This window comes from Streptomyces sp. NPDC001832 (genome assembly GCF_040297265.1).
Classification (GTDB): Bacteria; Actinomycetota; Actinomycetes; order Streptomycetales; family Streptomycetaceae; genus Streptomyces.
Window position 1 is genome coordinate 79,126 of the sequence record NZ_JBEOYU010000012.1, and the last position, 20,515, is coordinate 99,640.

Consider the following 20,515-nt stretch of genomic DNA (forward strand, 5'->3'; position numbering starts at 1 on the left):
TGACGGCGGTGAACCCGGTCGCGCCGGGCCTCGCTCCGTGGCCGTCCGGGGATGGAACGGCCACGGTGAGGACCCAGCCTCCGCCACCGAGTACACCGAGGCTGATCCCGACGCACAGGGGTGGCGTGATGACGACCGTGATCAGGCCTTGTTTCGCAAGGCTGTGGTGACGGTGCGGATGTCGGTGCGCGGGCCACGGTTGTAGGGCAGCTTGGACAGCAGCACGCCCATGGCGCAGCTGTTGCTGACAGCCGCATAGGTCAGGCCTGCGCCGACGGCGGTGCCGATCAGGTGGACACCGGGTACCAGCAAGCCGACGAGCCCGGTGGTCAGCACGATGGATCCGGCGACGAGGCGGACCTGGCGTTCCATGTCCCAGCGTTCGGAGCCGCGGTTGACGGGGGCGCCCGCCGTCTCCCATGCGGTCATGCCGCCGTCCAGGACGCGCAGGTTCGGCAGTCCGGCCTCGGCGAGAGCGGCCTTTGCCTGTGCGGCGCGGGTGCCGGAGCGGCAGACGAGGACGACGTCTTCGTCGAGGTAACTGAGGAGTTCGGTACGGTGCTCGCGCAGGATGGCCATGGGCACGTTGCAGGCGCCGGGTATGTGAACGGTGCGGAACTCGCCGGGAGTACGGACATCGAGAAGGCGGGGTCCGCGGCCTTCCTGGATCAGCCGCTGAAGGGCGGCGGAGTCGATTGCGGCGGTGCCGGAAGCGGTGCTGGTCATGGGGGGCTCCATAGGTGGTCGGTCTGAGTGGGGGAAGGACACCGGCAGTCCGCCAGGGCTCGTCAGGGAACGGACTGTTCCTCGCGGGCATGCCGGTGGTCTCGGGTGATGCCTGGGGTCAGGTGGCGGTCGGTTCGGTCAGCAGCGCCCATGAGGCATAGCCGCCGAGAAGGTCGGAGACGTCAATGAAGCCGTGATGGCGCAGCAGACTGGCGGCGATGGACGAGCGGTGACCGCCCGCGCAGTACAGGACCAGCGGACGGTCTCGCGGGATCTCTTCCAGGTGCCGGGGCAGGTCGCCGAGGGAGATGTGCAACGAGCCGTCGATGAATCCCGCCGCGCGCTCCGAGCAGTTGCGTACGTCGACCACGAGCGGAGGCTCTCCGCTCTCCAGGGTGGTACGGAGCTGGGCGGCGGTCAGCCGGCTGGCGGGGCCGGCCTCGTCCTCCAGGGCCGCGAGGGCGTCGTCGGGGTTGCGCAGGTAGCCGGCCACCCGGTCGAAGCCGATCCGGGCGAGGCGGGTGACGATCTCCTCCTCGCGGTTCTCGGGTGCGATGACCAGCAGTTCCGCGTCGGGCGTGAGCACGGTTCCGGCCTGCTCGGCGAACCGGCCGTCGGCCGGCACGTTGATCGACCCGCGCACATGCCCGGCAGCGAATTCCTGTGGGCCGCGGGCGTCGACCACAACGGCTCCGGCCCCGCGGAGCTCCGAGAACTCCTCGACGGTCAGCGGCCGGGGTGCTGCGGCCGGGTTGTACAGCTCGTGATCCTTGCGGTTCAGTGCCGCGTCGTAGGAGAAGTAGCCCGGTGCCGCGGACTGGCCCGCGGTGACAAGGGCCACGAAGTCCTTCTGACTCATGGGCGCGCAGGCGTAGTTGGTGGCGCGCTGCTCGCCGATGGTGGACTGCCTCTCGGTGGAGAGATTCTTGCCGCAAGCAGAGCCAGCGCCATGGGCGGGGAAGACCCGGACCTCGTCCGGTAGGCCCATCAACTTGTTCTGGACGCTGTCGTGGAGCATCGCGCCGAGCTCCTCGGCAGTCACACCCACCGAGGCGAGCAGGTCGGGCCGCCCCACATCACCGATGAACAGTGCGTCGCCGGTCAGCGCCCCGTACGGGACAGTGTCGGCGGCGTGCTCGTAGACCAGCACGCTGATCGACTCCGGGGTGTGCCCGGGGGTCTCCAGGATCTCAAGGGTGACGTCGCCGAGGCTGATGCGCTCGCCCTCGGTGAGCTTGCGGATGGGGTACTCGGTCTCGGCGCGGTGGCCATAGCCGATCCAGGCACCGGTGCGGGCTGCCATCTCCAGGTGTCCGGCGACGAAGTCGGCGTGGAAGTGGGTGTTGATGACGCCGACGACGGTGAAGCCGCGGGTCTCGGCATCGGCCATGTACTCCGAGATGTCACGGCGCGGGTCGACGACCACGGCCTGCCCGCTGGCCTGGTCGGCCATCATGTACGACGCCTGGGAGAGGCAGTCGAGGTAGTACTGGGTGAAGAACACAGGAACCCTCCGCAACGATGCCTTACACCCCCGGGGGTATAAGGATGGCCAAAAGAAAACGGCGGAACGCCCGCCTGGGCGGCGCCCTCCTTCACACACCGCGACACCTACCCGCATACCCCCATGGGTATTATTTCGTGACCACGGTAGACATGCACCACCGCGACTGTCAAATACCCGCGGGGGTATACGGGGTCCGATGCGCAGGTCGCTGATGAGCGGGCGCACCGCCTCCGCCAGGTCGTCGGCGGCGACGCCCCGGCGCCACGGCAGTGTGCCGACGCCGACGACGTACGGAACTCCGCTCTGCCCTGCCTCGCGCCAGCGGCACCACTGACAACGCCCGGGGCCGAACGCCATGGTGGGCGAGGGCGGCATGCGGGTCGTGGCCGCCAGTGGGGACATGGTCGGTGTGGACGGTCGCGGCCGTCAGCCTGGGGACTGCATGGATGAGAGCGTGTTCGGCGGCGACGGCCAGCTCGTGGGCCTGAACAACGGTCAGGCCTGCGCCGACGACGATGTCGGCTTCGGCCCGCAGAGCGTGGCCGATCCACCGCATCCGAACCTGGCCGATGTCCAGCACGCCCTCCACGCCGCGCAGCGCTCTTTCTGCGGCTTCGACCAGTGCAGGGTCGACGCTGTCCATCAGACGTCGGCAGACCTCACGGGCGGCATCCTTGAGGACCAGCAGGATGGCAACGCTGATCAGCAGGCCGATGACCGGGTCGGCCATCTGCCAGCCGAGCGCGACCCCGCCGGCGCCCAGCAGAACGGCAAGGGAGGCGAAGCCATCGGTGCGGGCGTGCAGCCCGTCCGCGACCAGCGCAGCAGAACCGATCTTCTTACCCGTGCGGATGCGGTAGCGGGCCACCCACTCATTGCCGACGAACCCGGTCAGCGCTGCCGCGGAGACGGCCCACAGGTGGGTGATGTCGCGCGGGTTGAGCAACCGGTCGACGGCCACCCAGGCGACCAGGGCCGCGGACGCGGCGATGGTCGCCACGATGAGGATGCCGGCCAGGTCCTCGGCACGGCCATAGCCGTAGGTGTAGCGGCGGTTCGCCGCCCTGCGCCCGAGCACGAACGCAATCCCGAGCGGCACAGCGGTCAGCGCGTCGGCGGCGTTGTGGATGGTGTCGCCGAGCAGCGCCACCGACCCGGACAGGACGACGATCACGGCCTGGATGACGGTGGTGAGCCCCAAAACGGCCAGGGAGATCCACAGCGCGCGCGTCCCCTCCCGAGAGGTCTCCATCGCCGCGTCGACCTTGTCACCGACCTCGTGACTGTGCGGCCGGACCAGGTGGGCGAACCGGTGCCGCACCCGAGCCGGCCGCGAACCCCCGTGCCGGCGCTCCGCGTTCACGCGCCCATGTCCATGATCGTGTTGTTCGTGCATATGGGTGTGCATATTTCCCTCCATGCACCTCACCGTGGCACACGGATTCAATTGCAGCTACAGCAGTCATATGCCGCCTGACCAGGTGCGATACCCTCGCAACAACGCCTCTGGAGCAGTTGGTCAACGGCTCGCGCGTCCCCGCCCGGCGTGACCAGTGCCTCACGACGTTTCCAAGGCAACAAGCAGCTCAGCAACCGAGATCATCTCTTGGCGCCAACGGCTGTTCCGTGATCGCGACCGTGTCTGTGCGCCGTACGCGTCGCCACCGGGCCCTCGGCCCACTCAGAGGCTGTCGGGTGGCCTCCGATCGGAAAGCGGACGCGGTCTGGTGCGTGCGATTCCAAGGCGCCGGGATGTCCTCGGATGGGGTCTCCCCTGCTCCTTGAGAGCTTGGGGAAGGCGCTACGAGGATATTTCGGCAACGCGGGAAGCGTGCGTGCCAGGGCGTGGCCGCCCGATCAGAGGCCACCCGACAGCCTCTCAGGCAGGGGGCCCGAGGACGGGCGCGGAGAGCCGGAAGCTCATCCGCCCGAAGCTCACCTGGTCCCCGTCACGGACCGGGACCATACCGGTGAGCCGCTGTCCGTTGACACAGGTGCCGTTGGTCGAGCCGAGGTCGCGCAGCATCCAGCGGCCGCCCTGCACGGTGAGTTCCGCGTGGAGCCGGGAGACGGTCTCATGGTTGAGCCGCAGCCCGTTGCCCGGATCGCGGCCGATCAGGAGGGGGTACGGGCTGGGGGCGGGGAGCAGGAGCTTCGGGAGGCGTTCGGTCTGCCAGACCCGGCGCACCCGGCCTGGAAAACCGGACACTCCGCTCACGACCCGGAGTATCCGCCGTGACCAGCGGCCTTCGCTCTCCAGGTCGGCGGTGAGAGCCTCCAACTCCTCCGAACGCCGGGCCGTGAGGGCCAGTTCCATGCGCCGCATGAAGGTGTCGTGGGACAGCTTGCCCTGTGCCGCGCCGTCTCTGAGTACGCCGAGAACACGTTCGCGCTGGGCGTCGGACAGCCGCGCGGGATACGTGTGGAACTCGAAGGGAGACGTCACGGAGCCAATTGTCGGACCGACCGCCCCGGAGTGTCCAGGACAAGCCCGCTTCCGCCCTCCAGACCCGCGCGTAGCACTTGTTCCGGGACGCCCCTTCGGTCTGGGATGCGGAGGCGGAGGCTCCCCGGAGGAAAGCGGACGGGAACGCCGGCACATTCACACCGGCCTCCACAGCCGTAAGAGGGAGTGCGTATTGAGGAGTGCGTATTGAGCAGAACCTTGCGGGGCAGTGATCAGAACCAGACCTAATCGCCAGTAACGGGCTCGATCCAGTGTCGCCAGTCAGTCGTCGCGGCTGATGCCGACCATGGGGCACGGGGGCGAGGAGACGAGGAGCGTTGCATGCTGTTCGAGGTATGGGCACCGGATGCGGACTCGGTCGAACTGCGGCTGGCGGATGCGCTGCGGGCAATGGAGCGTGATTCTGTACGGGCCGGCTGGTGGACGGCCGAAGCCGAGGCGTCGGACGGGGACCGCTACGGCTTTGTGCTCAACGGGGGCGAGGGCGGCGGGACCAACGGGCCGGTGCTGCCCGATCCGCGCTCGCGCCGCCAGCCGGACGGGCCGGACGGCGAGAGCGCCGTCGTCGACCACTCGGCGTACAGCTGGCGCAACGACTGGGCGGGCCGGGGGCTCCCGGGCGCCGTCCTGTACGAGCTGCACATCGGTACGTTCACCGTCGAGGGCACCTTCGACGCCGCGGCGGCCCGGCTCGGCCATCTCGCCGAACTCGGCATCACCCATGTGTCGCTGATGCCGGTCTGCCCCTTCCCCGGTACCCGCGGGTGGGGGTACGAGGGGGTGTCGCTCTGGGCCGTGCACGAGCCGTACGGCGGCCCGGAGGGGCTCAAGCGTTTTGTCGACACGGCGCATGGTCTCGGGATCGCGGTCATCCTGGATGTGGTCCATAACCACCTCGGCCCGTCCGGCAATCACCTTCCGGCCTTCGGCCCGTACTTCACCAAGACCCACCACACGCCGTGGGGCGCGGCGGTCAACCTCGACGCCCCCGGTTCGGACGAGGTGCGGGCGTATCTGCTGGGCAGCGCGCTCGCCTGGCTGCGCGACTACCGGCTCGACGGGCTGCGGCTGGACGCGGTCCATGCCCTGGTCGACACGCGGGCGCTGACCTTCCTGGAGGAGCTGTCCGCCGCGACCGACGCGCTCGCCGCCGAACTCGGCCGTCCGCTCTCGCTGATCGCCGAGTCCGACCGCTGCGACCCGAGGACGACGACACCGCGCGAATCGGGCGGCATCGGCCTGCACGCCCAGTGGAACGACGACTTCCACCACGCCCTGCACACTGCGCTGACCGGTGAGTCCCGGGGCTACTACGCGGACTTCGCCGCCGCCCCGCTGGCCGCCGTCGCCAAGACCGTGACGCGCGTGTTCTTCCACGACGGTACGTACTCCAGCTTCCGCGGCCGTACCCACGGCCGCCCCGTCGACATCGCCCGCACCCCCGCCCACCGCTTCGTCGGTTACGCCCAGACCCATGACCAGATCGGCAACCGGGCACTGGGTGACCGGCTCTCCGCCACGCTCTCCCCCGGCCTGCTGGCCTGCGCCGCGACCCTCGTACTGACCGGGCCCTTAACCCCGATGCTGTTCATGGGCGAGGAGTGGGGCGCCCGCACCCCCTGGCAGTTCTTCACCGACCACACCGATCCGGCGCTCGCCGAGGCAGTCCAAAGCGGCAGGCGGCGCGAGTTCGCGGCGCACGGCTGGGCGGCGAACGACATTCCGGACCCGCAGGACCCGGCCACCAGGAACCGCTCCTGCCTGGACTGGAGCGAACCGGCTCAGGAGCCGCACGCCCGTCTGCACGCCTGGCACCGCAAGCTGATCGCGCTGCGCCGGGCCCTGCCCGACCTCTCCGACCCGGATCTGGAGTCGGTACGGACCGCACACGACGAGCAGGCGCGCTGGCTGGCGTACCGGAGGGGTGATCTGCGGATCGCGGTCAACCTGGACGAGAAGCCGGCCGCGATCCCGCTGGGCGGCGGTCGGCGCCTGGGTGTCGGAGTCAGGGTGGTGGCCGCGTGGGAGCCGGTGGAGGCCCCGGGCGGCGACGGGCTGCTGCATCTGCCGCCGGAGTCGTGCGTGGTGCTGGCCGACGGCTGAGGCTGTTGGGTGGCCGCCCGATCCGAGGTCACCCGACAGCCTCTGAACCGGGGCCTGTCCGCCCCGCGTCCGGCTACTCGACGATCGCCAGTTCGCGCGCGGTGCTGTTGAGACGTCGGCCGCCGTCCTGAGTCACGGTCACGATGTCCTCGATCCGGACACCGAACCGGCCCGGCAGATAGATGCCCGGCTCCACGGAGAAGCACATCCCGGGCACCAGCGGCTGCTCCTCGCCCTCGATCATGTACGGCGGTTCGTGGGTGGTGACGCCGATCCCGTGTCCGGTTCGGTGGATGAAGCGCTCGCCGTAGCCGAACTCGGTGATGACGGCGCGGGCCGCCCGGTCGATCTCCTGACAGGCGGCGCCGGGCCGGACCGCGTCGCAGCCCGCCTCCTGGGCCTCCCGCACGATGTCGTGGACCCGCTGCTCCTCGGCGGTGGGTTCACCGACATGGACCGTACGGGAGGTGTCGGAGCCGTAGCCGTGCTTGAGGCCGCCGAAGTCGAGCACGACCATGTCGCCCCGCTCGATGGTGCGGTCGCCCGCCTCATGGTGCGGGTTGGCGCCGTTCGGGCCGGAGCCGACGACGGTGAAGTCGACCTGGGAGTGCCCGAACCGCTTGAGCAGATCGGCCAGATCGGCGGCGATGTCGGTCTCCTTGCGGCCGGCGAAGCGCACCTTGAGGATCTCACGGTACGTGGCGTCGGCGGCGGCACCGGCGGCAGCGATCCGCTCCAGCTCCGAGGCGTCCTTCACCGCGCGCAGCATCGGCAGGGCCTCGCTGAGGGAGACGTACGAGGTGTCCGGAAGCATCCGCTGCAGTCCGAGCAGGTGCATCGCCCAGGCGTTGTCGCTGACCGCGAACCGGCCCCGCCCGTCGAGCAGCGGGGCGGTGACGGCGTAGGGGTCCTTGCCGTCGGTCCAGTCCCGGACGGTGAGGGCAGGTGCGCCGACGGCCTTCTCGGCGTCCGGGGCCTCCAGGGTGGGGACGACGAGAACCGGGTCCTGGCCGACCGTGAGGACGAGGACGGTGAGGCGTTCGGTGTTCACGGGCTGGTATCCGGTGAGGTGGACGAGGTCCGGGCCAGGCGCGACGAGCACTCCCGCGAGCCCTGCTTCGGCGGCGCTCTCGGCGGCACGCGTCATCCGGGCCCGGTAGTCGTCGGCGGTGAACGGTACGGGCTGGTTCGGGCTGGACATGCGGACCTCCTGGCGATGCGATACGGCATAAAGCATCCTGCCCGTGCGTGCCGGTCCGCACGAGTGGGGGTTCAGCCCACCGCGGACGCGCGTCACGACAGGCGGACGCCCCCGCCCGCGGGCGCGCGTCAGGGCGAGGCCGGCAGCGCCGCCTCCCGTACCGCCGCCGTGGCCAGCGCGTCGAGCACCGGCGCGATCAGCGGATGCCCCTCCGCCCCGTGCCGTACCGCGGCGAAGACCCGGCGGGTCGGGGCGCTGCCCTCCACCGGCCGCACCACCACCCCAGTCAGCTGCATCCCCCGCAACGCCGACCGCGGCACCAGCGCCACCCCGGCACCCGCGCCGACCAGCGCGACCACCGCGCGGAAATCGTCCGAGGAGTGCTCCAGCCTCGGCTGGAACCCGGCGAACTCGCAGGCCAGTACCACCACGTCATGGCATGGGTTGCCGGGGTACGGACCGATCCACGAGTCCTGCTCCAGGTCGGCGATCGCCACCTGTTCCTGGTGGGCCAGCCGATGGTCCACCGGCAGCACCGCGTCGAACGGCTCCGAGTACAGCGGTACCCGGGTCAGCCGCCGGTCGTCCTCGCCCGGCGCGCCCCGGTACTCGACGGCGACCGCGACATCCACCTGCCGGTCCAGCACCATCGGCACGCTCGCATCGCCCTCGGCGTCCTGGACGCGGACCCGGATGCCGGGCGCGGTGAACGTCAGTTCGGCGATCGCAGGGGCGAGGACCAGGCCGATGCCAGTGGCGAACGCGGCGACCGTGACCGTACCGGCATCCCCCGCGTTGTATGCGGCGAGCTCCGCCTCGGCCCGTTCCAGCTGGGCCAGCACCGCGTTGGTGTGGGTCAGCAGGATCTCGCCGGCTGGAGTGAGCCGGGCGCCGCGCGCGTTGCGTTCGACCAGCCGGTGCCCGGTCTCCTGCTCCAGCGCGGCGAGTTGCTGCGAGACCGCGGAGGGCGTGAGATACAGCGCGGCGGCTGCGGCAGTCACCGTGCGGTGGTCGGCCACCGCACGGAGAATGCGCAGCCGCCGTGCATCGATCATGTGCCCCATTGTCCCAGGTCACAGAGGTGACCCCGCCGCCCGGGTGCGACTTGCGGGCGGCAGGGTCAAAGAGGCGAAGCCGACGGGCCGGGCCCGGACAGGGCCCGGTCAGCGCGCCCCGTCCTCAGCGCCGCTACTCCCCCAGCGCCGCCCGCGCGTCGACGAACGCGTCCACGGCGCGGTTCACATCCGCGGTGGAGTGCGCGGCGGAGAGCTGGACGCGGATACGGGCCGCGCCCTGCGGGACGACCGGGTACGAGAACCCGATCACGTACACACCGCGCTCCAGGAGCAGCTCCGCCATCCGGCCTGCCTTCGCCGCGTCCCCGATCATGACGGGGGCAATGGCGTGGTCGCCGGGCAGGACGTCGAAGCCTTCCTCGGTCATCCGGGTACGGAAGAGCGCGGTGTTGGCATTGAGCTGCTCGCGCAAGTCACCGGCGGCCTCCAGCAGGTCGAGGACCTTGAGCGAGGCTGCCGCGATGACCGGGGCGAGCGAGTTGGAGAAGAGGTACGGGCGGGAGCGCTGGCGCAGCAGGGCGACGATCTCGGCGCGGGCCGCGACGTAGCCGCCGGACGCACCGCCGAGCGCCTTGCCGAGGGTGCCGGTGATGATGTCGACGCGGTCCATCACATCGTGCAGCTCGGGCGTGCCGCGTCCGCCGGGGCCGACGAATCCGACGGCGTGCGAGTCGTCGACCATGACCATGGCGTCGTAGCGCTCGGCCAGGTCGCAGATCTCGCGCAGCGGGGCGACGTACCCGTCCATGGAGAAGACGCCGTCGGTGACGACGAGTCGGCGCCGGGCCCCGGACGCCTCCTTCAGCTGCGTCTCCAGGTCGGCCATGTCGCGGTTGGCGTAGCGGAAGCGCTTGGCCTTGGACAGGCGGATGCCGTCGATGATGGAGGCGTGGTTGAGGGCGTCGGAGATGACCGCGTCCTCCGGGCCGAGAACGGTCTCGAAGACACCGCCGTTGGCGTCGAAGCAGGAGGAATAGAGGATCGTGTCCTCCTGGCCGAGGAACGTGGCCAGCCGCTGCTCCAGCTCCTTGTGGACCTCCTGGGTGCCGCAGATGAACCGGACCGAGGCCATGCCGTAGCCCCAGCGGTCCAGCGCCTCGCGGGCGGCGGCGATCACCTCGGGGTGGTCGGCGAGGCCCAGGTAGTTGTTGGCGCAGAAGTTGAGCACCTCACCGGGCTGGCCGCCCGCGGTGACGGCGACGGTCGCGGACTGCGGGGTGCCGATCACACGCTCGGGCTTGTGGAGTCCGGCGGCCTGGATCTGGTCGAGGGTAGTGCGCATGTCGTCGCGTACGGAGTCGAACATGAGGGTGTCTCCCAGCTGAGTACGGAGGCGGTCGGAGGTCAGGCGGTCCAGTCCAGGATGACCTTGCCGCCGCGGCCGCTCGCCGCGTCGTCGAAGGCCGCTTCGAAGTCTCGGTAGCCGTACCGGCCGGTGATCACGGGGGCGAGGTCGAGGCCGCCCTCCAGTAGTACGGACATGGCGTACCAGGTCTCGTACATCTCGCGGCCGTAGATGCCCTTGATGGTGATCATCGAGGTGACGATGCGGGACCAGTCAACGGGGAACTCCTCGGACGGCAGTCCGAGCATGGCGATCCGGCCGCCGTGCGTCATGTTCTCGATCATGTGGCGCATTGCCTCGGGCCGCCCGGACATCTCCAGGCCGATGTCGAAGCCCTCGCGCAGTCCAAGGCGCTTCTGCCCGTCGAAGATGGTCTCCTCGCTGACGTTGAGAGCGAGGCTGACGCCGACCTTCCTGGCCAGTTGCAGCCGGGCCTCGCTGACGTCGGTGATGACGACGTGACGGGCGCCGGCGTGCCGGGCGACGGCGGCGGCCATGATACCGATCGGTCCGGCGCCGGTGATCAGCACGTCCTCGCCGACCAGCGGGAACGACAGCGCGGTGTGCACGGCGTTGCCGAACGGGTCGAAGATCGCGGCTACGTCGAGGTCGACGGGGACCCGGTGCACCCAGACGTTGGACGCGGGCAGGACGACGTACTCGGCGAACGCACCGTCCCGGCCGACGCCCAGCCCGAGCGTGGAACGGCACAGGTGACGACGGCCGGCCAGACAGTTGCGGCACTTCCCGCAGACCAGGTGGCCCTCGCCGCTGACCAGGTCGCCGACGTTGATGTCGACGACATCGGCGCCGATCTCCGCGACCTCACCGACGAACTCGTGTCCGAGGACCAGCGGGGTGCGTACGGCCTGCCGGGCCCAGCCGTCGTAGTTCCGGATGTGCAGATCGGTACCGCAGATGCCGGTGCGGAGCACCTTGATCAGTACATCCGAGGGGCCGGTCTCCGGCTCGGGCACATCCATCAGCCAGAGTCCCGGCTCGGCCTTCTGCTTCACGAGTGCCTTCACGGCTGCGGCTCCCTGCGCTGTACGGCGTTGAGTACCCCGGGCCGGGGGCAGCATTGAGGCAAGCCTGCGGCCCGGGGAAGAAGAGAGGGACGACATGGCAGCGCGCGTCGACCGGCTGCCGCGCACCATCCTGCGCCGTCACGGAGAAATCTGCCGCACCCCGCGCCACAGGTCCATCGAGGTTTTCTTAAGCGCGCCCGCAGCTCCGCTTCATGCCCTCTTGATCTCCGTACGACCGGCCGCAGGGCCGGTTGCCCCTCATACGGGTGCGGTTCACGGTGGACCCCGTCCAGCTTCTGGCCGGGCGGGGTCCGCGGGCTACTGCGGTCCTGCGGTGTTCACCTGGCCGATTCAGTGTTCCTGAAACAGCGACTGGGCGTGGCTCACGCCATACCTGGCGACATCGGTACCCAGTGCTATCCCGGCCTCGTCAGCGAGCCGGGTGTGGATGCCCAGCCAGACCCGCGCATCCATGTTCTCCAGCGAGAGCTGGTGCCAAGCGGTGTAGGTGCGCTCAACGCCTGGTGCGGTGGCGCTGGTCAGGGTGAACGGGGCCGTGCGCGGTCCTACGAGGGCGGTGAGAACGGTTTCCGTCGCGCCTGCGTAGGTGTTGTGGCCGCTGGGGTAGTCCGGGTGCGCCGGGGTGGGGTGCAGTGGGGTCCATGACGGGTCGGCAGGGATCTCACCGACGCCGGCTCGGATCGCGGTGACGGGGCGCCACAGCGGGTAGGTGTACTTGCTGTCGGAGGTGGCGATCTGAGTGTCCACCAGCGTGGCATTGGTCAGGGCGACGAGTTCGGCCTGCTTGACCAGCGGCTGGTGGGAGGTGGCGGCGAGCGCGACGCGAATCGGCTTGGTCCACAGGGTCAGCGAGGAGTCGAACCAGAAGTTGGCCGTGTCGGTCTGCCGCGCGGTGCGCACGGTGCTGTTCAGCTCGCCGAAGTCTCGCACCTCCTTCAGGTCGGTCTGGTACCGCTTGGACGTCGGAGCGGGAGGCGCGGGCAGTCGGAACTGGCTGCCGCTCTTCAGCAGGAAGGGCCGGGCGAACCGGGTGCCGTTCTGGATGGCGGGGGCGAACGCGGGCGGGGTGGGTTGCCAGACGCCCGGCGCAACCGGCGGCGGGGTGTAGGGGGCGTTTACCGAGGCCGCGTCGAGGCCGTCTCCCTCGCGTTCTTGCAGGACCTCCAACGCCTGGCGTTCGCCGGCCGCGGCGCCCAAGGTCTCGGCCGGGCCGTCCGGGATCTGATCCAGGGTCTGCTGCAGTGCGGCATCCAGCTCCGGGGCACGAGTGGGCATCAGCTCCACCAGGGCGCGGTGCACCGCGGCGCCCAGCGCCGCATCCTGGTAGTCCCTACGGTCGACCCCGGACGGCACATGTTGCAGGGCCCGCGCCGCCGCGATCCAACTGACCGCCCAGGTACGACTGTTGGTCACCGGTGGGAGTGATGAGCCAGCCGTCGCGATCGTGTCAGCTGTGGTGTCGTACCAGGCGAGCGCCACGGATGTGCGATCGTGCCCGGGCGCAGGGGCGGCAGCGACGCTCGACGTCGCTCCGGAGGCGACCAGCAGTGCCATGGAGGCGACCAGGGCCGCACGGGTCTTCAGGGAGTTCATGGGAGTGGCTCCTCATGGTGGTGTGGAGGGGCGGGTGTCGGCAGGCCCGTCTGGCAGTCAAGTGCGACGGGCGTAGAGATTTGAGGACCTTGCGCCGGCCCAGCAGGTTCCCGGACGATGCCGTGGGGCCTTGGCCCGGGAACCTGCGGAGCACAGTCCCGTGTCGGCGACCCCGTACGGAGCAGCAGACGGAGAAGGGCGGGACGGCATCGTCGCCGCTCCGTTCATCAGCGCCGGCGCGCACTGCGGCACACACGCAGGCGTTCACAGGAGCAGCAGCGGCGACTTACGGCCTGGTGCACGATAGAGAGTGGATCAGGCCGTTAGGGCCTGACGGGGTTCAGGCGGGGTCGGCCTCGATGTGGAATGGAACGGTGACGATGTTGGAGGCGACGCCCACCTGCCGCAGGTCCTTGGCGTCGACCTTCCCATCGCCGTTGAGGTCCTTCACGACGCCGGGCGCGTCGTTGTAGATGCCATCGTGGTTGAGGTCGTCGACGACGGCCACGGTCAGGGTGGTGTCGACATCCTGCCCCGCGATGGGGGCACCGACGATCCAGCTGTCCCACAGTTCGGTCTTCTGCGGGGTGCGGTTGGTGACGCCGGAGAGGTTGAACAGGTTGGCCAGGTTGGTGCCGGGCCCGGAGAAGCCGGGGAGGGTGCTGTTGGTGGTCGAGTCCAGCACGACCAGTCCAGGGATCTTTTCGTCCTGACCTGTGGAGAACGTGCCGGGGAAGGGGGCGATGTTGTTGTGCGCGGCCGGGCCGGTGAGCTGGAGCCCGTTGAACCCGGTCTGCTCCAGGGACTTGCCCCGGAAGGAGAGCTTCAGGTCCACGAACCAGCCCTTGCCCTCCACGCCCGCGTGGTCCCCGTGCTTGGGCGCCAAGACCTCCACCTTGACCGGGTGCGTTGCGGTGGAGGCGGACGTGTCCAGGCTCGAGGCGTTAGCGCTGGACACCCCGGAGGCCGCGGCGCCCAGGCCGAGAATCATGGCGGAACCCGCGCCGAGCGCCCAGCCGAGCTTCTTCTTTGTCATGACGTGTCCTCCTGGGGAGTTGAGAGGCTTGCGATCACGGGTACGACCGCCTGCGGCGCCAGGTTCAGCCCGCTGGGGAGGAAGCCGGGTCAGATCACGCGGAAGAGGTCGGCGGCTGCGCGGACGTCGGTGAGGTCCTCGACGGAGCGGAGGTTGTCGCACAGGGCATCCAGGACCGAGTCGGCTTCGGCGGCCCGCGGGGCGCCGATGACCACGCCGAAGACCCGGAAGCCCAACCGGTGTTTGGTGTCGTTCCAGCCGCGCATCCATTCCTCGGTGACGCCGCAATCGTCGTCGGTGATCATCACGATGTCGCCGCGCGTGCGGGCGGCGTCGTTGAACTCCTCCTCCAGCAGTTCGCCGGCCGCTGTCAGCGGCGTCTGGTAGCTGGTTCCGCCACCGAGGAAGGTCTCCGCGAAGTCGAGGATCCGGGCGGTGTCGGCGGGCCGGCCGGCCGGGAAGCGGAAGATCTGGATCTTGTCGGCGGCGGAGAACAGGATGCCGACGAAGTCACGCCCCGCGTGGCGGGCCTGATCCAGCAGCGCCAGGGCGCACGCCTTCGCCCAGGCCTCCCGGGTGACTCCGCCTGGCCCTGCCTCGTACATGGAGTGCGAGGTGTCTACGCAGGCGATGATGGCGCCCTGGCCGGTGGCCTGCTCTCCCAGGCTGTCGTAGAGCATCAGCTCCCCGGCGGCGTAGCGCGCGGCGAACACCGCACGCAGCTCAGGCAGGCCCAGGTTGGCCAGCTCTGAGGGGATGACGCGGGAAAGGTCATTGCCGAGCGTGACGCCGACCAGTTCCCCGGCAGCGTTCTCCACCTTGCGGGCGCGCTCACCGCCGGCCATCTGCCGGAAGCGACCGATCAGCTCGGCCCACTGTGCGAGACGGCCGGTGCGCAGTCGCTCGGCGAGCCGGGCGCGCTGGTCGAACGGCATCCGCTCCAGCTCACCGGGACCAACTCCCCATGCCCGCATCAGTGCAGCCTCCTCCCGCGCGGCGTCGGCGGCCTTCGCCGCCGCGTTCCGCGCGGCGGCACGGATACCGGGGGCCGCCGCCACGAGGGCCTGCGCGGCGCCCTGGGCGGCCTGCTGCGCAGCGGCCTCGGCGGTTCTGGCGGCCTCGATCGCCTGTTGTACGGTGTCGGCGGCCGGGGCCGGCACCGTGCCGTCCTCGTCGGCCTCGTCGGCGGCCTGCTGGAGCGCCTCGCTAACGGCGGTCGCCGCGCCTTCGGCGCCCTGCTCAGCCTTCTTCGCCTGCTCGGCCTGCTCCTGGGTATTCCGGGAGCGCTCCAGCATCTCGCGGAGCGCGGCGGCCTGGGCGAGCACGGCCATGGCGGCGGCGTAGGGGTCGCCGGCCGTCTCCCGGCGCAGCTCGGCGAACTCCAGTGACTCCACCAGTGAAGTGATGACCTGGTGGTTCACCAGACGGCAGGGGTCCATGTCCGTGTGCTCGCGCAGCCGCGGGCTGACCTTGTAGGCGGCAAGGAACGCGTCGGCCAGGAGGTCGGTGGTGTGGTAGTAGCGCTTGTTCAGCTCCTCGGCCAGATCGCGCAGCCCGGCCGACTGCTCGTAGGTTTCGCGCCATGTGATCTGGTCGAACCGGTCTGCGATTACGGCCGCGGTGTGCCGCTCGGGAGCGGTGGCGGACAGTCCCAGCCACTTCCCGCCCCGGCCTGTCAGCTCGTCGAGCTTGCTCAGTGTCCTGTCCATGGCCTGTCCCACCGGTGTTCAGAGCTGGGCCTGCACCACGCTTGCGTCCACGCCGAGGGCCTCGGTGAGAACGCGGGCGCGGACGGCGCGCTGGCGGCAGGTGACTCGGTCAATGGCGGCGGTCGAGCGGCCGCCGCTCGCCGCCTCCTCGCGCAGCTTCTCCAGCCGTTTCCCCGCCAGGGCGAGCTGGTTGTGGGCCTTCTTGATGACCCACTGGCTCAGCGCCTCGCGGGACTGCCCGGCCATGGCGTCGAGCTGGGCCTCCAGCTCCTCGATGACGTCCGCCAGGTCGAGCGCCTCCTTGACGTCGGGACTGACCAGTTGCAACACCTCGCGCTCGACGGTCGGGCGTTCGGCGGGGGAGTCCCACAACACGTGAGTCAGCACCGACAGGTCGTTCTCGGCGACCGCCGGGCGGCCGTCGAGGTACGCCGACGCCTGGAGCAGTCCCACCGCCTGCCGCCAGCGGCGGTCGGAGGCGACGAGTTCCTTGCGGCGCAGGGCGGCCCGCAGTGTGCACACCGCATCCACGATCACGTCGGGGACGTCCACTGCCGGGACGGCTTCGGTCACGGCGCGCTGTAACGCGGCCAGCTCGACCGTGGTCCGTGTCGGTGCCGCCGGGCGGCTGACGGCGGAGCGAACCAGCGCAGCGAAGTTCGATGGGTCTGTCAGGTACCCAACCTCGATCCGCACCAGCAGCCGGTCGTAGATCGCGGCCGTCTCCTCTCCGCTGGGCAGTTCGTTGCTCGCCGTGATGGCCCCGATCAGGGGGCAGCGGATCGGCTCGCCGCCGCTCTCGGGGTGGTAGATCCGCTCGTTGAGGTAGCCCAACGTCTCGTTCAGCGCCGCCGTGGAGCACTTGAAAATCTCGTCGATGAACGCGACGTGCGCGGTCGTGGCGCGGCCGTCGTAGATCTGGCGGTACTCACCCCGGGCCAGCGCGGCGACGTCGATGGGACCGAACATCTTCGTCGGCGCGGTGAACTTCGACAGGAGGATCTCCCAGTAGGACGCCCCCTCGATCCTGCCCGTGAGCTCCCGGGCCATCTCGGACTTCGCCGTTCCGGGCGGGCCGAGCACCAGCGAGTGCTGCCCTGCCAGCAGTGTCACCACCAGCGTGCGCACCATGTCAGCGCGCTCGTAGAAGCGGTCTGACAGCTCGTCGCTGATCGCCCGTAGCCTCTTGGCCGTGTCCTGCGCGTCCTGTAAGTCCATATGCAACTCCCGGGCCTGCGCCACCCTGTTGGGCTGACGAGACGGCCCTTCCCTCCGTAGCTATGACGAAGTCACAAAGTAGCTGAGGCGACAGCGGATACGCTGGGCCGTTCAGAGAGGTCGGGTCGTCACGGGCTCATCACGACGAGTGGCCGGAGGTGGCAGTTCACCAACGCGCTGTCACGTGGCGCGCCAGCCGCTCCAGCGCAGGACCGAGACCTCGACCACCGGTCCACCCGGGGGCTGGTCGGCGTACTGCCGGTATTTCGCCGTGAGCAGGCCGATACAGCGGGCTGCCTCGGGGGACCGGTCCGGCGGCGGGAGCACACGGGCTTCGCCATCGGCCCGAACCCACCACAGGCGGTCCCAGTCGTCCTCGTAGTGGTCGGTGAGCAGGCAGACCGACGGATTGGCGGCGATGTTGGCCAGGCGTTTCAACCGCGTCGTCCGCTTCGGTTTGTCGTCCACGGCCAGCATCACCGTGTCGCCGTCCAGGGCGAACACCACCGGAACCAGGTGCGGGCGGCCCTCCGTGTCGGCCGTCGCGAGATGGGCGATGCGCGCCACGGCGAACCGCTCCCGTGCCTCAGCACTTGTCAGGGCGGGCATCGCATCCCTTCCCAGCAGTCACGGCGGATACGGCAATCACGGCGGTTACGACGGTTACGGAATTTCCGATCGGTGGCACACTCCCGAGGCGCAGCGGTCTCCGGCGCCTCAGCGGTACCGGGCAGCGACTTCAGCCAGTCGGTCCAGGTACTCCAGCGTCTCCCGTTCCAGCATCGTCGGTACGTAGAACAACAGCCGCTCGACTCCCAGACCGATGTAGCCCTCGATCTGCTCGGGGTCGTCGGGAGCCGCGTACACCGTCACCGGCACTTCGCGGTCGGCGAGGGCGTGCAGCCGCTCGATCTGCGGACCGAGATCCTGCGGCGACATGCTGTTGGCCAGCCACGCGTCTCCGAGCTGCGCCACCCGTCGGAACGCGCCCTCGCCGCCGCCGACGTAGATCGGCGGATGGGGGCGCTGCACGGGCTTGGGCCAGGCGAAGACCGGATCGAAGTTCACGAACTCGCCGTGGAACTCGGCCTTCTCCTCGGTCCACAGCTCCCGCATGGCACGCAGCCGCTCATCGGTGAGCCGGCCGCGAGTGGAGGGGTCGGTTCCGTGGTTCCTCATCTCCTCACGGTTCCAGCCGACACCGACGCCGAGAATCACCCGGCCACCGGAGACCAGGTCGAGCGAGGCCACCTCCTTCGCCGTGATGATCGGGTCGCGCTGCGGGATCAGCGCGATGCCGGTGCCCAACAGCAGCCGCTCGGTCACCACACCGATCGCGGTCAGGGCGACAAAGGGGTCGAGGGTGCGGTAGTAGATCTCCGGCAGCTCGCCACCGCCCGGGTAGGGCGTCTCGCGGCTCGCCGGGACATGGCTGTGCTCGGCGATGAACAACGAGTCGAACGTACGTTCCTCAATGGCGGTTCCGAGCGAGGTCGGGCGGATGCCCTGGTCGGTGATGAAGGTCGAAACCCCGAATTTCACGACGGCTCCTCAAAGGGGCGAGTACGAGAAAGGAACTGGCGGCACAGATCCCTGACTACCCGCCCCGGGTGATCCCGCCGCCATCACCACCCGAGAGAACCATCGCGAAGCAGGGTTCCAGGCCCGCGGTCGCAACCTCGCGCCGTGACGCAGAACGTTTAGGCCATCGATGACCGTCCGCTCCGACAGCCAAGCCCCCAGCGATGCTCACGACCTGGTCATGCGCCGATGCGCCCGCGCTGCTATTCGTCGCGCCGGTCGGCGCCACTTTCTCAGCCACCAGGTGCGGCAGACAACGCCACTCGGACCGCCGCCTGGCTGTTTAATTCGCCATTGGGCGTGCATGTATCGGCTCGACCTGATCTTTCCGAATAATGATTGCCTCGTCCGGGATGAACCCGGACCGTCCGACCATCCGTATCCACCATTACCGGGAGCAGTGGCCATGGGCAAGCTACAGGGAAAGACGGCGGTCATCACCGGTGGCACCACAGGAATCGGGCTGGCCACAGCAAAACTCTTCGTCAGAGAGGGCGCCTATGTCTTCATCACGGGCCGCCGCCAGAAAGAACTCGATGAGGGCGTGCAGGCAATCGGCGGCAACGCATCCGGCATTCAGGGCGACGTCGCCGAACCGGCCGACCTTGACCGCCTCTACGAGACCGTCAAGGCGAAGGGGCGAATCGATATCGTCTTCGCCAACGCCGGTCTATCCGAGTCCGCTTCGCTGGAAGACGTCACAGAAGAACATTTCGACAAAATTTTCGACATCAATGTGAAGGGGGTGCTCTTCACGGTACAAAAGGCCCTACCCCTCTTGAATGACGGTGCCTCCATCATTCTCACGGGCTCCGTTGCGAGCGCCAAGGGAACACCCGAGTTCTCGGTCTACGGCGCCAGCAAGGCTGCCATCCGGAATTTCGTTCGAGGATGGACGGTAGAGCTGAAGGATCGCCGTATCCGGTCCAACGTCCTCAGCCCTGGTCCGATCGAGACGCCGCTTTTGGCGGCGCAACCCCAGGACGCCGTCGAGAGGATTGCGTCCACCATTCCGATGGGCCGCATGGGGGAGCCCGACGAAGTGGCCAAGGCGGCGCTTTTTCTGGCCTCGGATGACTCCAGCTTCGTCACGGGAATCGAACTATTCGTTGATGGCGGCAGAGCGCAAATCTGATAGCGCAACGGCGCATCTGACAATGTCGTTCAGTTCGTGGGCCCGTCGTGACCACCCGCGGGACAGAGCATTCAGGTCAGCCCCACTCCGCTGACGCCGCACGTGCCGATTGATCACCCCGTCCAGCTCGGAGCCCCGAAGGCGACGAAGTATTCCCGGTCCCCGCGATCACGGGCGGTGCGTCCGCGCATGGAATGCGTGGTCAGCGCCGCTTTCGGTGAGTCGTCCTCACTGCCCGGATAATCCGGCCGCAACGGGCGGTCCCGCGCCGGTCAGTACAGCAGGTCCAGCTCGGCACGGACCGTCTTGCCCAGCGGTACGCGGTCCAGCACCGCCCACCGGTCGGCCAGCGCCTCCACCAGAATCAGCCCGTGCCCGCAGCCGGAACCGGGCGGCGGCGGCAGAAGCTCCCCCGGCCCCGGTGGGCGCCGCTCGCCCCGCGTATCGCTGACCTCGATCCGCAGGACGCCGAGCAGGTCCGTATCGCCCGGTGCGTGGGTGAGCCGCAACTCGAAGTCACGGCCCGGCACCCGGCCGTGCGTGACTGCGTTCGCCGCAAGCTCGGCAACGATCAACGCTGCCGCCTCCGACGCGTCACTGCGGTACGGGATGCCCCAGTCGTGCAGCACGTGCAGTGCAAGATGACGGGCAAGCCTTGCCCCTCGCGGCGTGGAACTGAAGCGTTGCGCGAACACACGTACGGTGACCGGCGGTTGGGTAGTGGAGGATGCTTCCATGCGCCCACCGTGACGGTCGGAACGCCCATCGG

General features: G+C 69.4%; 17 protein-coding genes. 2 read left to right on the plus strand and 15 right to left on the minus strand.

Annotation, left to right across the window (positions count from 1 at the left end; genetic code table 11):
- Positions 1–141: 141 nt before the first annotated feature.
- The 4 genes from ABT115_RS12870 to ABT115_RS12885 form a co-directional block, all read right to left on the minus strand.
- Positions 142–726, minus strand: a complete 585-nt coding sequence (locus ABT115_RS12870) for a rhodanese-like domain-containing protein (RefSeq protein ID WP_351787707.1) — start codon at positions 724–726, stop codon at positions 142–144.
- A 118-nt stretch (positions 727–844) separates the two neighbouring features.
- Positions 845–2,230: an MBL fold metallo-hydrolase gene (locus ABT115_RS12875; protein WP_351787709.1), complete on the minus strand. Its 1,386-nt coding sequence runs from the start codon at positions 2,228–2,230 to the stop codon at positions 845–847.
- Positions 2,231–2,399: 169 nt separating this feature from the next.
- Complete coding sequence (locus ABT115_RS12880; protein ID WP_502969085.1) at positions 2,400–3,653, minus strand: cation diffusion facilitator family transporter; 1,254 nt, start codon at positions 3,651–3,653, stop codon at positions 2,400–2,402.
- A gap of 459 nt (positions 3,654–4,112) precedes the next feature.
- Complete coding sequence (locus ABT115_RS12885; protein ID WP_351787712.1) at positions 4,113–4,679, minus strand: DUF1707 and FHA domain-containing protein; 567 nt, start codon at positions 4,677–4,679, stop codon at positions 4,113–4,115.
- Between the two features lie 342 nt (positions 4,680–5,021).
- Here ABT115_RS12885 and treZ point away from each other — a divergent pair, with 342 nt between their 5' ends.
- Positions 5,022–6,803, plus strand: a complete 1,782-nt coding sequence (treZ, locus tag ABT115_RS12890) for a malto-oligosyltrehalose trehalohydrolase (RefSeq protein WP_351787713.1) — start codon at positions 5,022–5,024, stop codon at positions 6,801–6,803.
- 73 nt (positions 6,804–6,876) lie between these two features.
- Here the strand turns inward: treZ and ABT115_RS12895 are convergent, their stop codons facing one another.
- The 10 genes from ABT115_RS12895 to ABT115_RS12940 all read right to left on the minus strand — a co-directional run bounded on the left by ABT115_RS12895 (position 6,877) and on the right by ABT115_RS12940 (position 18,572).
- Complete coding sequence (locus ABT115_RS12895; RefSeq protein WP_351787715.1) at positions 6,877–8,004, minus strand: aminopeptidase P family protein; 1,128 nt, start codon at positions 8,002–8,004, stop codon at positions 6,877–6,879.
- A gap of 128 nt (positions 8,005–8,132) precedes the next feature.
- Entirely contained in the window at positions 8,133–9,059 is a 927-nt protein-coding gene (locus tag ABT115_RS12900) for a LysR family transcriptional regulator (protein ID WP_351787718.1), read from the minus strand.
- A 133-nt stretch (positions 9,060–9,192) separates the two neighbouring features.
- Positions 9,193–10,386: a glycine C-acetyltransferase gene (locus ABT115_RS12905; RefSeq protein ID WP_351787721.1), complete on the minus strand. Its 1,194-nt coding sequence runs from the start codon at positions 10,384–10,386 to the stop codon at positions 9,193–9,195.
- A gap of 38 nt (positions 10,387–10,424) precedes the next feature.
- Entirely contained in the window at positions 10,425–11,453 is a 1,029-nt protein-coding gene (gene tdh, locus ABT115_RS12910) for an L-threonine 3-dehydrogenase (RefSeq protein WP_351787724.1), read from the minus strand.
- Positions 11,454–11,804: 351 nt separating this feature from the next.
- Positions 11,805–13,067 carry a vanadium-dependent haloperoxidase gene (locus tag ABT115_RS12915; RefSeq protein ID WP_351787726.1) on the minus strand — a complete coding sequence of 421 codons (1,263 nt, stop codon included), beginning with the start codon at positions 13,065–13,067 and terminating at the stop codon, positions 11,805–11,807.
- 340 nt (positions 13,068–13,407) lie between these two features.
- Complete coding sequence (locus ABT115_RS12920) at positions 13,408–14,103, minus strand: hypothetical protein (protein WP_351787729.1); 696 nt, start codon at positions 14,101–14,103, stop codon at positions 13,408–13,410.
- Between the two features lie 89 nt (positions 14,104–14,192).
- Positions 14,193–15,812 carry a VWA domain-containing protein gene (locus tag ABT115_RS12925; protein WP_351787732.1) on the minus strand — a complete coding sequence of 540 codons (1,620 nt, stop codon included), beginning with the start codon at positions 15,810–15,812 and terminating at the stop codon, positions 14,193–14,195.
- 18 nt (positions 15,813–15,830) lie between these two features.
- Positions 15,831–17,030 (minus strand): AAA family ATPase, encoded by a 1,200-nt coding sequence (locus ABT115_RS12930; protein ID WP_351787736.1) that lies wholly within the window; start codon positions 17,028–17,030, stop codon positions 15,831–15,833.
- 180 nt (positions 17,031–17,210) lie between these two features.
- Positions 17,211–17,639 (minus strand): TIGR03668 family PPOX class F420-dependent oxidoreductase, encoded by a 429-nt coding sequence (locus ABT115_RS12935; protein ID WP_351787739.1) that lies wholly within the window; start codon positions 17,637–17,639, stop codon positions 17,211–17,213.
- 108 nt (positions 17,640–17,747) lie between these two features.
- Positions 17,748–18,572 carry an LLM class F420-dependent oxidoreductase gene (locus ABT115_RS12940; protein ID WP_351787742.1) on the minus strand — a complete coding sequence of 275 codons (825 nt, stop codon included), beginning with the start codon at positions 18,570–18,572 and terminating at the stop codon, positions 17,748–17,750.
- 445 nt (positions 18,573–19,017) lie between these two features.
- On the opposite strand from ABT115_RS12940, the gene ABT115_RS12945 reads away from it, so the two are divergent.
- A complete protein-coding gene (locus tag ABT115_RS12945) occupies positions 19,018–19,746 on the plus strand; it encodes an SDR family NAD(P)-dependent oxidoreductase (protein ID WP_351787745.1) in 729 nt (242 codons plus the stop codon).
- 272 nt (positions 19,747–20,018) lie between these two features.
- On the opposite strand, the gene ABT115_RS12950 is transcribed toward ABT115_RS12945, so the two are convergent.
- The gene (locus ABT115_RS12950) at positions 20,019–20,483 is read right to left on the minus strand and encodes an ATP-binding protein (protein WP_351787748.1); all 465 of its coding nucleotides are present in this window, start codon (positions 20,481–20,483) and stop codon (positions 20,019–20,021) included.
- Positions 20,484–20,515: the final 32 nt, after the last annotated feature.